This window comes from Pyxidicoccus fallax, assembly GCF_012933655.1.
Classification (GTDB): Bacteria; Myxococcota; Myxococcia; order Myxococcales; family Myxococcaceae; genus Myxococcus; species Myxococcus fallax.
Window position 1 is genome coordinate 1 of record NZ_JABBJJ010000317.1, and the last position, 14793, is coordinate 14793.

Below are 14793 nucleotides of genomic sequence, written 5' to 3' on the forward strand. Positions count from 1 at the left end.
GGTGGAGGGGGGTGGGCTACCCCTACCTGGTGCTGGAGTACGTGCACGGCGAGGGCCTCTACCGTTGGGTCTGGCTGCGCAACCCCACCGCGCGCCAGGTGGCTGGGCTGCTCCTACAGGTGGCCGAGGCGCTGGCGGCCGCGCATGCGCGGGGCGTGCTGCACCGCGACTTCAAGGGTGGCAACGTGCTGGTGCGCGGGGACGGGCGGCTGGTGGTGCTGGACTGGGGGGCGGGCATCTACCCCCAGGCTGCCCCGCTCACCCGCACAGGGCGCCTGCCCCCGGGCACGCCCGCGTATTTCAGCCCCCGCGTCATGGCCTGGCGCACGCGCGCGCTGGGCGGCGGGGGCGGACGCTACCCATACACAGTGGCGGACGAGGCGTACGCCGTGGGTGTCACCTTCTACCGGCTGCTGGCCGACGAGTACCCGCCGCTGCAACTGGGCTGGGGTGAGGCGGATGCGGAGCAAGAGGCGGGAGCGGTGGCGCCAGAGCCGCTGTCGCGCCTCAACCCGCGCGTGCCCGAGACGCTGGCGGCAGTCGTCATGCGGCTGGTGGCCTTCCGGCCCGAGGCGCGCCCGGCTCGCACGGAGGTGCTGGCCGCGGAGGTGCGCGCGTTGCTGAGGGCGGCGGATGCGGCGTGGGACGTGCCGCTCTTCGAGTGGTACGCCGGCCCCGGCCCTCACTCGCGCACCACCACCGGCCAGGAGGAATGGGGGCCCGTGGCGCCCGGGGACGAGGCCGACCTGCTGCGCGACAGGCAACAGCGGATCGACGCGCGGGCCAACAGGGCCGCCGAGCGCTGGCTGCGGCGTCGCCACCCTCAATCCCTGGCGCCGCGCGAGGAAGAGGATGCGGCGGCGCCGCAACCCGTGGGGAAGGCACAGACGCTACTCGACGTGCTCCCGCTGGTGGCACCCGCTCCTGTCGCGGCTGGAGGCGAGGCCGCGCCCGAGGAGACGCGGCCAGTACCGGCACCCGGGCCCCGGCCCACCATGGGGCAGGTTGCAACTGGAGCGCTGGAGCCGGTCGCCGCGGAGGCCCTGCCTTCACGTCGACACGCCTCGCGCCCCCGGGCATGGCTGGCGCTGCTGGTCGTGGCGGGGCTGGCCGGAGGCGTCCTGGTGGCACGGCGCGGCCCCGTCCCCACGCCGCACGGCGCGCCCGTCACCTCCGACCGCGAAGTGGCGCCGCCCCCCGAGGCCCCTGATGCTGACGCTCCCGCCGGGGCGTCGCGCGCCGTGCCACCGCCCCCTTCGCTCCAGGAGCAGCCCATGCCGTCTTCCTCTCCCCTGTCTGTCCGCAAGCCGGGCCTCGTCTCCTCCCTCAAGCGCGGCGTGGCGGCCTGTGGCGCCGCGACCGCCATGGCCTGCTCCGGCGCGCCGGTGCGTCCCACCGCCGGCTCCGCCTGTCCCGAGCGGGCGTTCGCTGACATGCGGGAGCTCGGCCTCAACGAGGGGCGTCAGGTCAACATCTACGTGCACAAGGACAAGCCTGGCTACCTGGGCGACCCGCTCTTCGTGCGCGAGGGTGAAATCGTCAGCCGCGTCTTCGACAGCACCTCGCTCCCGGACGACACGCTCATCTACGGCTGGCTCTCCATCGGGAAGGAGCGGGTTTTCGGCTACTACACGATGCTGGAGCTGCCCAACGGGCGGCGCTACTCCGTCTGCCTCGTGCTGAATAATGAGCGGGGACAACCCAAGAACGCCGCCTCCACCCCGGACGCCCCCGCCGTCAGCCGTGTCAGCGTCTTCAAGGTGGTGGACTCCTTCTGAGCGGGCGACCGCGCTCGTTGTAAAGCCCCTTTCCAGAATGCGTGGGCCGGCCCGAGGACGAGAAAGTGAAGCCGTGGGACGTCCAAGGTCGTTCCAGGCCAGATACCCTGACGGGTAGTTTCCTGGCTGCCTGACGTGGTGGGTATTCACGCGGGCGGGGAGGAATGCACACGTCATGGCTGGAACGAGGGACGCTGGAAGCGAGGGTGACGTCCTGCTGCGCGAAGGCGACAGCGTCGTCCGCTTCACGAGGGACCTGGGGGAGGACGCGCGGGGCGTGAGCCTGCTGCTGGCGCGGCGCATCCACGGCGACATAGACGAGCCGCGGCTCCTCAAGTGGCTGGTGCTTCCGGATGAGACGCCGCTCCCTCCGGAAGTGGAGCGGGCGCGACGGCGCCTGGAGGAATCGGTCCGGCTCGCCAGCCACCTCCAGCATCCAGCCATCGCCCGGGTGTATGGCCTGCACGCCGTCCCCGGCGCGTTGTTCGCGGAGCTGGAGTACGTGCCCGGCCTGTCCCTGGACGACCTGGTCACGGTGGCGCTGGCCCGGGGCCGCGCGCTTCCCGAGGAGTTCATCGTCCACGTGGGCATTCACGTGGCGGAGGCGCTCGCGCATGCCCATGCGTGCGTGGACGCGCGAGGCGTTCCGCTGGGCATCATCCACCGGGACCTCCACCCGGGCCGCGTCCGCGTGCGGCCGGACGGCGAGGTGAAGCTGACGGACTTCGGCCTCGCCTGGTCCCGGCTGCCGGACCGGAAGGGAACCTCCATTCCGCACCCGCGTGGCGCGCCCTTCTTCGCCGCGCCCGAGGCCCTCTTCCTGGAGGACATGGACGCGCGCGCGGACCTCTTCTCGCTGGGGGCGGTGCTGTTGGAGCTGGCCACGGGCCGCAACCTCTACAACCGCCCCGACGTGCTGGAGTCCCGGCTGAGGAAGCGGCTGAAGAAGCAGGAGCGGGCGCGCATTGCCCGCGGGCTGGCGGCGGCCACCTCCGCGGGGTTGTCACTGGGGAGCTATCCGCACGTCGCCCTCCAGGCGGCCACCTTCCAGCCCGACGACGTCGAGCGCCTGGCGGCGGACCTGTCACCCCCGCTGCGCGACGTCCTCCAAAAGCTGCTGCACCCAGACGCCGCCGGGCGCTACGCCACGGCGGACGCGCTGGTGGCGGAGCTGCGCGCGCTGCGCGAGGCGCGGGGGGCGTACTCCCGCGGAGATGCCGCGCAGGCCGTGCGGCGAGCGCTGGCGGGCGCGGGGCGGAGGCTCATCGACTTCGAGCTGCGGAGCGGCCTGCGCGACGCCCTCCACCCCGACGAGGTCAGCACCGGACCGTGAAGGCCCGCACCCCTCTTCCAGCTCACGGCGGCCAGTGTTCTCCACTGGCCGCCGCAGGGGACGGACCGACTACAGCTCCACCGGCGTCTTCTGGATGCGCCAGATCTCCTCGGCGTACTGCTTGATGGTGCGGTCCGAGGAGAAGATGCCGCCGCGCGCGACGTTGATGATGCACTTCTTCGCCCAGCCGTCGGCGTCCAGGTAGGCGCGCACCACGTCCTCCTGCTTCGCCATGTACGACGGGAAGTCGGCGAGCACGAGGTAGCGGTCCTCCTCCAGGAGGCTGTCCACCAGCGGCTTGAAGAGGTTCTTGTCCTCCGGCGAGAAGAAGCCGGTGGAGATGATGTCCAGCGCCTCGCGCAGCTCCAGGTGCTGGTTGTACTCGTCACGCGGGCGGTAGCCGTCGCGCTTGCGGGCAATCACCTCGTCCGCCGTGAGGCCGAAGAGGAAGAAGTTCTCGTCGCCCACCGCGTCGCGAATCTCCACGTTGGCGCCGTCCAGCGTGCCCAGCGTGAGCGCGCCGTTGAGCATCAGCTTCATGTTGCCCGTGCCGGACGCCTCCATGCCGGCGGTGGAGATCTGCTCGGACACGTCCGCCGCGGGGATGATGCGCTCGGCGAGGCTCACCCGGTAGTTGGGCGCGAAGATGACCTGCAGGCCCGTGGTGCCCGCGTCGCTGTTGACCACCTCGGCGATGCCGTTGATGAGTCGGATGGTCAGCTTCGCCAGGTGGTAGCCCGGCGCCGCCTTGGCGCCGAAGATGAACGCCCGTGGGTGGACGATGCTGGACGGGTTGCGGCGCGCCTTCATCCACAGCGCCACGATGTGCACCGCGTTGAGCAGCTGGCGCTTGTACTCGTGCAGGCGCTTGATCTGCACGTCGAAGATGGCGTCCGGGTTGAGCGAGACGCCCGTCAAATCCCGGATGTGCTGCGACAGGTCCACCTTGTTGGCGCGCTTCACCTCGCGGAAGGCCTTGCGGAACGCAGGGTCCTCCGCGTGCGGCTCCAGCTTGCGCAGCTGGTCCAGGTCCGTGGCCCAGCCCTCGCCGATGCGCGACGAGATGAGCTTGGACAGGCGCGGGTTGCACCACGCCAGCCAGCGGCGCGGCGTCACGCCGTTGGTCTTGTTGTTGAAGCGCTCCGGGTACATGGACGCGAAGTCCGTGAGCACGTCCCGGCGCAGCAGGTCCGTGTGCAGCGCGGCCACGCCGTTGACGCTGTGGCTGCCCACCACCGCCAGGTGGGCCATGCGGATCTTCTTCTCCGGGCCCTCCTCCACCAGGCTCATCCGCCGCATCTTCTCCTGGTCATACGGGTAGCGGATCTGCACCTGGCGCAGGAAGCGCTGGTTGATTTCGTAGATGATTTCCAGGTGGCGCGGCAGCAGCCGCTCGAACAGCGTCGCCGGCCACTTCTCCATGGCCTCGGCCAGGAGCGTGTGGTTGGTGTAGCCGAACACCGCCTGCGTAATCCCCCACGCCTCCTCCCAGGACAGGCGCTTCTCGTCCACCAGCACGCGCATCAGCTCCGCCACGCCAATGGCGGGGTGCGTGTCATTGAGCTGGATGGCCGCCTTCTTGGGGAACTCGCGGAAGTCGGAGTGGTTCTTCAGGTAGCGCCGGACGATGTCGGCGATGGAGCAGGCGACGAAGAAGTACTGCTGCTTGAGGCGCAGCTCCTTGCCGGCCTGGAAGGCGTCGTTGGGGTAGAGGACCTTGGAGATGACCTCCGAGTCGTTCTTCTCCACCACCGAGCGCTCGTAGTCGCCCGCGTTGAACAGCAGCAGGTCGAACTCCTCGGAGGCGCGTGCCTGCCACAGCCGCAGCGTGTTGACGGTGTTGTTGTGGTAGCCGGCGATGGGCGTGTCGTACGGCACGCCGATGACCGTCTTCCCACCCACCCAGCGGGCGATGGGCCGGCCATCCGGGCCCTGATGGTGCTCCACGCGCCCGAAGAAGCGCACCGGCACGGCCTTCTCCGGCCGGACGATTTCCCAGGGGTTGCCGAACTTGAGCCACTCGTCGGCGCGCTCCACCTGGTACCCGTCGACGATGTCCTGCGTGAAGATGCCGAACTCGTAGCGGATGCCGTAGCCCATGCCGGGGTAGCCCAGCGTGGCCAGCGAGTCCAGGAAGCACGCGGCGAGGCGACCGAGGCCGCCGTTGCCCAGGCCGGCGTCGGGCTCCATCTCCAGCAGGTTGGTGAGGTCCACGCCGACCTCGCGCATGGACTCGACGGCGGCGTCGTACATGCCGAGGTTGAGCAGGTTGTTGCCCAGCGCGCGACCCAGCAGGTACTCGGCGGAAAGGTAGTATGCGCGCTTGACGTCCTGCTCGTAGTAGGTGCGCGCCGTCTTCACCCAGCGGTCCGCGAGCCTGTCGCGCACGGCGAGCGAGAGCGCCATGAAGCGGTCATGCGCGGTGGAGGTCTCGTAGTTCTTGCCGCGCGAGTAGCGCACATGGTCGAGGAAGGAGCGGCGCATGCTGGCCGCGTCGCGCCCGGTGCGGCCGCTGTCGTCGGCGGTGCCGGTCTGCGGGGCACGGGGCTGCGTGGCGGGGTTCGGGTTCCTCATGGATTCAGCCATTTCTTGTTGAGTCCTCCAGGAACCTTTCATTTAGCGCGTTTGGAGCCGGGGGCTCCACTGTCGCGTGGGGTCTCTGATACAAGACGCCTGCACGCACAGCGGGCCTGCACTCCTTGATGGGAGCCTTTCTCGTCCATGCCCAGCGACAAGAGCGAACTTGCCCAGCGACTGGCGTTGACGCGCCCGGACGACACGGTGCGCGGCTTCAACTTCAGCTCCATCTTCCAGCTCGTGGAAGAGCGGGCGGGCGGTGAGGCCGTGGCCCGGCTGACGGAGCTGGTGGGGACGAAGAAGCCCGCCGACTTCTTCTCGTACCCGGTGGCGGACCTGCTGCGCCTGCTCTACGCGGCGGCGGACCTGCTGGAGCCGTTCTACGACTCCGTGGACGACGTCTTCCGCGCCTGTGGCGCCGCCACGATGCGCGGCTTCTTCGACTCCCACGTGGGCAACACGCTGGTGCGGCTGGCCGGACGGGAGGACCCGAAGCGGGCCTTCTCCAACGCCGCCAATGCGTACAAGACGGCGGTGAGCTACGGCTCCCATGACTGCGAGCTGCTGGAGGGCCGCCGGCTGAGGCTCGTCTTCCGGGGGGACATGCTGCCCATGAGCTTCCACGAGGGCAGCCTCAAGGCCGCGCTCGTGGCCCTGGGCGGGGGAGAGGGCAGCCGCGTGACGGGCACCGCCCTCTCGCTGGACCACGCCGAGTTCCTGGTCGAGTGGTAGCCCTTCCCGCGGGGCCAGGGGGGGCCGGGCGCTGGCGGCCCCCGGGTACGGCCTAGGGCTGCGTGGCGGCGACGGGGGCGTTGGCGGCCTGGCCGGCGACGGCGGCCACGGACACGGCCTCCATCTGCGAGGACAGCTCCTGCGCCTTGGCGAGGAAGTCCGGCAGGAGCTGCTTGGGCAGCGGGTCCGCGCGGGGGAAGACCTGGTTGAGCGGGTTGGTGTAGCCACCGTTGCGCTTGAGGCCGAAGTGCAGGTGCGGGCCGGTGGAGCGGCCGGTGTTGCCGGAGTAGGCGATGACCTGCTTCTGGCGCACGCGGGCGCCGGCGCGCACGCCGTCACCGAAGCGCGACAGGTGCATGTACTGCGTCTCGAAGCCGTTGGCGTGGCGGATGACGACCATGTTCCCGGCCGCGCCCGCGTAGCCCGCCTGCGTCACGGTGCCGTCCGCCACCGCCCACACCGGGGTGCCGATGGGGGTGCCGTAGTCCACGCCGTTGTGGGCCTTGAGGTACTTGAGCACCGGGTGGAAGCGCGAGCCGAACTTGCTGGTGACGTGGGCGTACTTCAGCGGGCTCTTGAGGAAGGTCTTCTTGGCGCTGGCGCCTTCCTTCGTGAAGTAGTTGGGCTGGCCGTCCGGGAGGACGTAGCGGAAGACCTCCTTGTTGCCCACGAGGCCGCCCGCGTAGGTGGCCGCCAGCACCTCGCCGTAGCGCAGCACGCGGCCCTTGGAGACGAACTTCTCCACGAGCGCGCGCGCCCGGTCGCCCTTGCGCACGTCGCGGTAGAAGTCGATGTCCCAGGCGAACACGTCCGCCAGCACCATGCCGATGGCGGGGTCCTCGCCGGCCTCGATGGCCGCCTCGTACAGCGAGGAGTTGATGTCCAGGGTGACGACGGAGACCTGCTTCTCCACCTCGATGGCGCGCTTGCTGCCGACGTACTTCTCGCCGTCGCGGCGGACCTGCCACTCGTCCACCATGGACTGGCGGTAGTCGAAGAAGTCCAGCTCGCCGTCGCGGATGACGAGCCGGAACTGGTCGCCCACGCGCGACTTGCGGAAGTCGAACACGCCCTCCAGCGCGGCGATGACGGCCGTCACCTGCGCGTCCGGCAGCTGCGCGTCATGCAGCGCCTGGGCGAGCGTCTGGCGGGGCTCGATGCGACGGTTCTTGATGGTGTAGCGGGTGGCGGCTTCGGATGCGGAAGTCACCAGCAGGGCGGCCAGGCAGAGCAGGGGAGCGATTCGCATGGGGGGCGGCCGCCGAGTGTAGTGGACACTCGCGCCCGAGCCCAACACATGGCTGTAGAATTCCCCGGGCCCGCCCGGCTGCCTGCTTCGGAGCCCGGCGGGCTGTAATTTCTGCCACCCGCCCCTGGGGAGGGCGGGGCCCTACCCGGAAGGGCGGCTACAGCTCGACCTTCTTCTCCGTGTGGTTGGTGCCGTCGAAGCGGAGCAGGACGCCCTTGTTGTCGTACCGGGTGACGATGCAGACCGGGCGGCGCCAGAGGGACTGGAGGTTGCGCAGCGTCTCGCGGGCGTAGTCGCCCTTGAGGTCCTGGCCGTCGTGCTTGTGCGCCAGGAGCAGCTCGCCGCGGTTCTCGTGGTTGCCGTCCACCACCTCGATGATGGGCTGGCCGAAGTTGGTGAGTCCCTGCAACAGCTTGCTCTTCACCTTGCGGAACTCACGGTCCAAAATCTCCCACGAGTTGCGCTTGTCGTTGAAGCCATACACGAAGAGCTTCTGCTCCTGCGCGAACTCGGCGGTGAGGAACGTGTCGATGAAGGTGATGTCGTTGTAGTGCTTGCGGACCTCGAAGATCTTCTCTCGCCCGGCGCCCAGCTTCTTGTCCCAGTTGCGGCGCGCGCGAAGGTCATCGCACTCGTCCCACTCCTTGCCGAACTTGCCCTTGTTCCACCGGTCCTCGATGTCCCGCCACAGCTCGATGCCGAGCTTGTACGGGTTGATGGCCCCGGGCCGCGTTCCCATCGTCCCCGAGTGGTGGTCCGCGTAGTCGATGATCTCGTCGTCCTTCAGCGCCCGCCGCGTCATGATGGTGGAGTGCCAGTAGCTGGCCCACCCCTCGTTCATGATTTTCGTCTGCCCCTGTGGCGCGAAGTAGTACGCCTCGTCGCGGAGAATCGCGAGGATGTCCGACTCCCACGGCTCCAGCGGCGCATGCTCCAGCAGGAACAGCAGCACGTCGCGCTGGGGGCGCTCGGGGAACTTCTTCGCCCGCTGCTTCTCGTCCTCCACGCGCTTGCGCTGCGAGTCCAGGAACTCGGAAGGGTTGATGAAGCCGCGCATGTACTCGCGGCCCACCTTGAAGCCCTCCACGCGCTCGTTGGCCTTCACCTCTTCCTCCGCGCGCCGGGGGTCCGGGTTGCGGCGGATGTGCGGTGAGTGCTGGTCGATGAGGTTCTCGAGGCTCAGCGTCCGGTCGATGAAGTCCTCGACCTTCTCCACGCCAATCTTGTCCACCCACCGGCGCACGCGGGTGGCGTGGTTGGCCATGTCGTCAATCATCCGGCGGTTGGTGTGCCGGAAGGAGAAGTTGTTCTTGAAGAAGTCGCAGTGCCCGTAGACGTGGGCCATGACGAGCTTCTGGTCCACCTCCGGGTTGCTCTCCATCAAGTACGCGTAGCAGGGGTCGTTGTTGATGACGAGCTCATAGATTTTGCTGAGCCCGTATTCGTACCCCTTCGCGAGCTGCTCGTACTCCATGCCCCAGCGCCAGTGCGGGTAGCGCGTGGGGAAGCCGCCGTAGGCGGCCACCATGTTCATCTCGTCGTAGGACACCATCTCGAAGATGGTGTCGAAGAAGTCGAGACCGAACTCCTTGGCGTAGCCGTGGATTTCGTCCCGGAGCGCGGCGAGGCGGGGTGTCAGGCTCTTGGGCATCGGGCAGTAGCTCCGTGGGCGTCAAAGTCCGCGTCAGCGGCCCTTGCCGAGGAAGTCCTTGATGGACGCGTAGATGGCGTCCTTGTCAGCGATTTCGCTCAGCGCGACGTTGGGCGAATCCCCCACCGCCTCGCGCAGGTCCTTGATGAACTGCCCGCTGCCGTAGGGCGACTCCACCTGCCCGTAGGCGAACTGGTTGACGTTGGGCAGCACGTCGTTGCGCAGCATCTCGATGCACTGGCGCGTGTCGTCCGCGCTCCAGTTGTCACCGTCGCTGAAGTGGAACGGGTAGATGTTCCACGCGCTCTTCGGGTAGTCCGCCAGGATGATGTCCCGGCAGAGCTTGTAGGCGCTGGAAATCATCGTGCCGCCGGACTCGCGGGTGTGGAAGAACGTGTCGCGGTCCACCTCGCGGGCCACGGCGTCGTGGATGATGTAGCGCGACTCCAGGCCCTTGTACTGGTGGCGCAGCCACGTATCGAGCCAGAAGCTCTCGATGCGGACGATCTCCTTCTGCTCGTCACCCATGGAGCCGGACACGTCCATCATGTAGATGATGACCGCGTTGGTCTCCGGGAGGTTCTGCAGCTTGTAGCTGCGGTAGCGGCGGTCCTCCCGCATGGGGACGATGATGGGCCGGTTCGGGTCGTAGGTCCCCGCGGCGATCTGCCGCCGCAGGGCCTGCTTGTAGGTGCGCTTGAAGTGGCGCAGCGACTCCGGACCGGTGGTGTTGATGCCGGTGTAGCGGATCTTCTGGGTGACGATCTTCTCGTTCTGCCGCCGCTCGATGTTGGGCAGCTGCAGCTCCTCGCCCAGAATCTGGGCGAGCTCGTCGAGGGTGACGTCCACCTCCAGGGCGTGGTCTCCCTCGCCCTGGCCGGCCTGGTGGCCCTCCCCGGGCTCCACCGCCCCGGGGCCGAGCTGCTGACCCACCTCGCCATCTCCCTGCCCGACGCCGCCCTGCTCCTTGTGGCCGTACTTGAAGCGGGGAATGTCGATGAAGGGAATGGGGATGGAGATGGCGTCCTTCCCCTTCTTCCCGAGCATCTCGCCCTTCTGCACGTACTTGCGCAGGTTGGCTTTGATCTTGCCGCGGACGATCTGTTTGAAGCGGGAGTGGTCCTGGTGGATCTTCAAGGTCACGACGGCTCGCCTCTCTCCTGGGGGTTACTCCTTCGCGTCGCCTCGGGCGAAGATGCTGGCCACGAAGTTGAGGACGTCCGTGGAGCAGATCTCGCAGTAGCCGTAGTTCTTCATCATCCGGTCCTTCACCAGGTCGATCTTCTCCTGGGTCTCCTTGTCGACGACGGAGGAGACGAGGTTCTTGAGCTTGATGCTGTCCTTCTGGTCCTCGAACAGCTTCAGCTCCAGCGCCTTGTGGAGCCGCTCGTTGGTCCGGTAGTTGAAGGTCTTCCCCTCGACGGCCAGCGCGCCGATGTAGTTCATGATTTCGCGCCGGAAGTCGTCCTTGCGGCTGTCGGGGATGTCGATCTTCTCCTCGATGGAGCGCATGAGGCGCTCATCCGGTTCCTCGTACAGGCCGGTGTACTTGTTCTTGACCTTCTCCTTCTGGGTGTAGGCCTTGATGTTGTCGATGTAGTTGCCGCACAGCTTGCCGATGGCGTCCTCGTCGGCGGAGATGGCGCGCTGGACCTCGTTCTTGACGATGTCCTCGTACTCCTGCTTCACGGAGGTGAGCAGCTCCTTCATGCGCTTGCGGGCGTCCTCGCTGTTGATGAGCGAGTGCGTCTTGAGGCCGGCCTCCAGCTCGTTGAGGACCATGAAGGGGTTGATGCAGCCCTCGCCCTTGTCGCTCACGAGCGCGTTGGAGATCTTGTCCTGGATGTAGCGGGCGGAGATGCCCTCCAGGCCCTCGCGCACGCTCTCCTTGCGCAGCTCCTTGATGTTGTCCTCGGTGAAGTTGGGGAGCGTCTTGCCGTTGTAGAGCTTGAGCTTCTGCAAGAGCGAGAGGTTGTGCTTCTTGGGCTCCTCCAGGCGGGTGAGGACGGCCCACATGGCGGCCATCTCCAGCGTGTGGGGAGCGATGTGCTTGCCCTTGATGGCGCGGGAGTTGAAGTCCTTCTCGTAGATCTTCACCTCCTCGGAGAGCTTGGTGATGTACGGGATGTCGATCTTCACCGTACGGTCTCGCAAGGCCTCCATGAACTCGTTGTTCTCGAGCTTCTTGTACTCGGGCTCGTTGGTGTGCCCGATGATGACCTCGTCGATGTCCGTCTGAGGGAACTTCTTCGGCTTGATCTTGTGCTCCTGGGACGCGCCGAGCAGGTCGTAGAGGAAGGCGACGTCGAGCTTGAGCACCTCGACGAACTCGATGATGCCGCGGTTGGCGATGTTGAACTCGCCGTCGAAGTTGAAGGCGCGCGGGTCGGAGTCGGAGCCGTACTCGGCGATCTTCCGGTAGTTGATGTCACCGGTGAGCTCGGTGGAGTCCTGGTTCTTCTCGTCCTTGGGCTGGAAGGTGCCGATGCCGACGCGGTCCTTCTCGCTGAAGACGAGGCGGTTGACGCGCACGTGGCTGACGACCTTGGCGAAGTCGCCCTGGTACTGGGTCATCAGCTCCTTGAAGACGAAGCGGCAGGCGGGGCACAGCTCGGAGCCGTCGGGAATGGTGTAGCCGCTGTCGGGCGGGGACAGCTCGGTGTAGACCTTGGAGCGCCACTCCCTGGGGATGAGGTTGAGCGGCTCCTCATTCATGGGGCACTTCATCTTCTCCTTGGTGACGCTGCCGTCCGACTGCTTCTTGTCGGTGAGCCAGGAGAAGGTGTAGGCGGCGCCCTCGGGCGTGCGGGAGTAGTCCTCCATGCCCTTCTTGAGGAGGCGGGCGATGGTGGACTTGGACGAGCCGACGGGGCCGTGCAGGAGGATGACGCGCTTCTCGGTGCCGTAGCCCTGGGCGGCGGACTTGAAGACGTTGACCAGCTTCATCAGCGGGACGTCGAGGCCGAAGATGGCGTCCCTGCCGCCGAACTTCTCGTCGCTGAAGAAGTGGTAGCGGATGAGCTTCTTCTTGTTGTCGATGTACTCCGTCTTCCCGTGACTGAGGATCATGTCGTAGATCCTCTGGAAGGCGGTGCGGGTGACCTTGGGGTTCTTCCGGACGATTTCGAGGTAGTCCTCGAACGACCCATCCCAGTTGAGCTCCGCGTAGGTCTTCTGGTCTTGCAGCGCGGCAATCCTGGAGACCCACGAAACCTTCTCAGCGTCCCTCATGTCTCTCCCTCGGGGCCACCCCGGGGCGCGGAGGAGCCGCGCCAAAGGGGAGCCAGAATGGTGAACCTGGAGGGCTGGAATGCCATTCCACAACCACCCCACCGAGGTCCCAGGCACAAACAGCCCTGCTGCCCCTTCGGGACCCCGCCGCGGAGTGGGACCGCGCGTTACGCTCGTGTCGGGGGTCGGACGCCCGAAAGAAGGCGCACCCCCTCCACGGGGTGAAAAGGCACTTTGATTATAAGGTGCCTCGCCCACAGGGGTAGGCCACCCCATTTGGCGAGGGCGGTATTGAACGCCCGGGAAGTATTTTCCCGTGCGCCCGGCGAGGCCGCACTGTTACCTAGCTGTGGGGCAGCGTCCCCGTTCGTTCCACATGTCGACGCGCGGACTGAATCGCCCAGGCGGCGAGTGGCCAGAGGACCGCGCTGAAGGCCAGCAGGGCGCCCCAGGTGGGGAGGAGTCGCTCCACTCCGGCACCTTCCAGCGCGGCGGCGCGCAGGCCGTGGAGTGCGTGCGTCGCTGGCAGCAGGCGGGCGGCCATCCGAAGTGCCCCGGGTAGGACGTCCACCGGGTAGAGCACACCGGCGAACAGGTAGCTGAGCATGTCCAGCGCGTAGGCGAACGGGTCTCCGCGCTTGAAGACGAGCACGAAGGCGGCGGACAGCAGGCCCAGCGCGCTGAAGGCGAGCGCGGTGAGTGCGAGTGTGACGGCGAAGGTGAGCGGGTGGAGGTCGAGGCGAGCGCCGAAGAGGAGCGCCCCGGCGACGAGCAGGCCACAGGCGCGGACGAGCGCGCTGGCAATCGTACCGGAGGCCATGAGCGCGACGACGTGGAAGGTGGACAGGGGCGCGGCGAGCAGGGGCTCCAGCGAGCCGTCGTTCTGGGCCGCGCGCACCACGTTGCCGAAGCCGCGTTGCAGGCCGCGCAACAGCGTGGCGGTGGCGAGCCCCACCAGCGCGAACGAGTAGTAGTCCGCTCCGTACCGGCCGCGCACCGCGGGGGCCTCTCCCACCGTCCGGGCGAGGAAGTAGAAGAGCGTCAGGGTGAACAGCCCGCCTGCCATCAGGAGCAGGCCGTTGAGCCGGTAGGCGGTGGCGATTTCGAGGTCGCGCCGGAGGAAGGCGAGCAGGCGCCTCATGCGTCCTCCCCGGCGACGGCGGCGAAGAGGGACTCGGCGGCGGGCTGTACGTCCGCGAAGGCGCCCTGCGCGGCGATGCGCCCCTGGTCGAGGAGCAGGACGCGGTGGGCGACGGCCTGGACCTCCGCCAGGTCATGGCTGGCGAAGAGGACGGCGGCGCCACGCGAGGCCGCGTCCGCCAGCACGCGGGTGCGCACGCGGCGCGCGGCGCCCGGGTCCAGCGAGCGCGTCACCTCGTCCAGCAGGAGGACGCGGGGCCGGTGGAGCAGGGCGCGCATCAGCACCACGCGGGCCTTCTCGCCGCTGGAGAGCGTGCGCGTCTCGCGGTCCATCAGGCGCCGGGCTTCCAGCGCGTGGGCGAGTTCGTCGATGCGCGCGTCCACCTCGCGGCGGGGGACGTCGTAGAGCGCGGCGTAGAAGCGCAGGTTCTGACGGGACGTCAGGCGCGGGGCGAGGCCCCGGTCATCGCTGAGCGCGGCGCCCACGTGACGGCGGACCTCCGGCCTGTCCTTCACCACGTCGCGCGAGGCGACGCGGGCGGTGCCGGCGTCGGGCAGCAGCAGGCCGCAGAGGATGCGCAGCAGGGTGGACTTGCCCGCGCCGTTGGGGCCGATGAGGGCCACCACCTCGCCGGCGTCCACGTGGAAGGAGACGCCGCGCAGGGCGGGGCGGGGCGGTGACGCGCGGCGGCGCAGGCGTGCCCAGACGCCGGGCGGCGGGTACGTCTTCTCCAGGGCGGCGACCTCGACCTCCGGCATGGGCGGTCATTGGAGCCGAAATCACGCGGGGTGTCTCCAAAGGCGGAGGCATGTCGAGGCCGCGGCGTTGACGGATGCGCGAAAGGTGGACGGTGCTCGCGGCGGGGCAGGGGACGGGCGCTCCGGTGATGCGCGTGGCGGGGCGGGCGTCGCCGGATGCGCGGAAGGTGGACGGTGCGCGCGGCGGGGCACTGGATGGCGCGTAGGGCCGGAGGACTGGCGCTCCGGTGATGCGCGCGGGGGCGGCGGGCGGAAGCCGGATGCGCGGAAGGTCGACGGTGGCGCACTGCGAGACGCGTGGGACGGGTGCTCCGGTGATGCGCGGGCGGGGCCGGAGCCCGGG

11 protein-coding genes are annotated in these 14793 nt (G+C 68.3%); 4 read left to right on the forward strand and 7 right to left on the reverse strand.

What is annotated here, in order from left to right; translation table 11 throughout:
- Together HG543_RS41980 and HG543_RS41985 are read left to right on the forward strand one after the other, a co-directional pair.
- Positions 1 to 1778: serine/threonine protein kinase (locus HG543_RS41980; protein WP_211194529.1), on the forward strand; the 1778-nt coding region annotated here is incomplete at its 5' end.
- Between the two features lie 175 nt (positions 1779 to 1953).
- On the forward strand, positions 1954 to 3111 hold the full coding sequence (locus tag HG543_RS41985; protein WP_169350564.1) for a serine/threonine-protein kinase: 1158 nt from the start codon (positions 1954 to 1956) through the stop codon (positions 3109 to 3111).
- A 69-nt stretch (positions 3112 to 3180) separates the two neighbouring features.
- On the opposite strand, the gene HG543_RS41990 is transcribed toward HG543_RS41985, so the two are convergent.
- Positions 3181 to 5685 (reverse strand): glycogen/starch/alpha-glucan phosphorylase, encoded by a 2505-nt coding sequence (locus HG543_RS41990; protein ID WP_171818255.1) that lies wholly within the window; start codon positions 5683 to 5685, stop codon positions 3181 to 3183.
- 147 nt (positions 5686 to 5832) lie between these two features.
- Between HG543_RS41990 and HG543_RS41995 the strand changes: the two genes are divergently transcribed.
- The gene (locus tag HG543_RS41995; protein WP_169350566.1) at positions 5833 to 6420 is read left to right on the forward strand and encodes a TIGR02265 family protein; all 588 of its coding nucleotides are present in this window, start codon (positions 5833 to 5835) and stop codon (positions 6418 to 6420) included.
- 52 nt (positions 6421 to 6472) lie between these two features.
- On the opposite strand, the gene HG543_RS42000 is transcribed toward HG543_RS41995, so the two are convergent.
- The 6 genes from HG543_RS42000 to HG543_RS42025 form a co-directional block, all read right to left on the reverse strand.
- Entirely contained in the window at positions 6473 to 7669 is a 1197-nt protein-coding gene (locus HG543_RS42000; RefSeq protein ID WP_169350567.1) for a M23 family metallopeptidase, read from the reverse strand.
- A 157-nt stretch (positions 7670 to 7826) separates the two neighbouring features.
- Positions 7827 to 9320, reverse strand: coding sequence for a SpoVR family protein (locus tag HG543_RS42005; protein ID WP_169350568.1), 1494 nt, complete (start codon positions 9318 to 9320; stop codon positions 7827 to 7829).
- 33 nt (positions 9321 to 9353) lie between these two features.
- Entirely contained in the window at positions 9354 to 10463 is a 1110-nt protein-coding gene (locus HG543_RS42010) for a DUF444 family protein (protein WP_169350569.1), read from the reverse strand.
- A 24-nt stretch (positions 10464 to 10487) separates the two neighbouring features.
- Complete coding sequence (locus HG543_RS42015; protein WP_169350570.1) at positions 10488 to 12551, reverse strand: PrkA family serine protein kinase; 2064 nt, start codon at positions 12549 to 12551, stop codon at positions 10488 to 10490.
- 343 nt (positions 12552 to 12894) lie between these two features.
- Positions 12895 to 13692 carry an ABC transporter permease gene (locus HG543_RS42020; protein ID WP_169350571.1) on the reverse strand — a complete coding sequence of 266 codons (798 nt, stop codon included), beginning with the start codon at positions 13690 to 13692 and terminating at the stop codon, positions 12895 to 12897.
- Positions 13689 to 14450 (reverse strand): ABC transporter ATP-binding protein, encoded by a 762-nt coding sequence (locus HG543_RS42025; RefSeq protein WP_169350572.1) that lies wholly within the window; start codon positions 14448 to 14450, stop codon positions 13689 to 13691. Before HG543_RS42025 ends, HG543_RS42020 begins: the two co-directional genes overlap by 4 nt.
- A gap of 74 nt (positions 14451 to 14524) precedes the next feature.
- Here HG543_RS42025 and HG543_RS56610 point away from each other — a divergent pair, with 74 nt between their 5' ends.
- The gene (locus tag HG543_RS56610) at positions 14525 to 14656 is read left to right on the forward strand and encodes a hypothetical protein (RefSeq protein WP_281404523.1); all 132 of its coding nucleotides are present in this window, start codon (positions 14525 to 14527) and stop codon (positions 14654 to 14656) included.
- Positions 14657 to 14793: the final 137 nt, after the last annotated feature.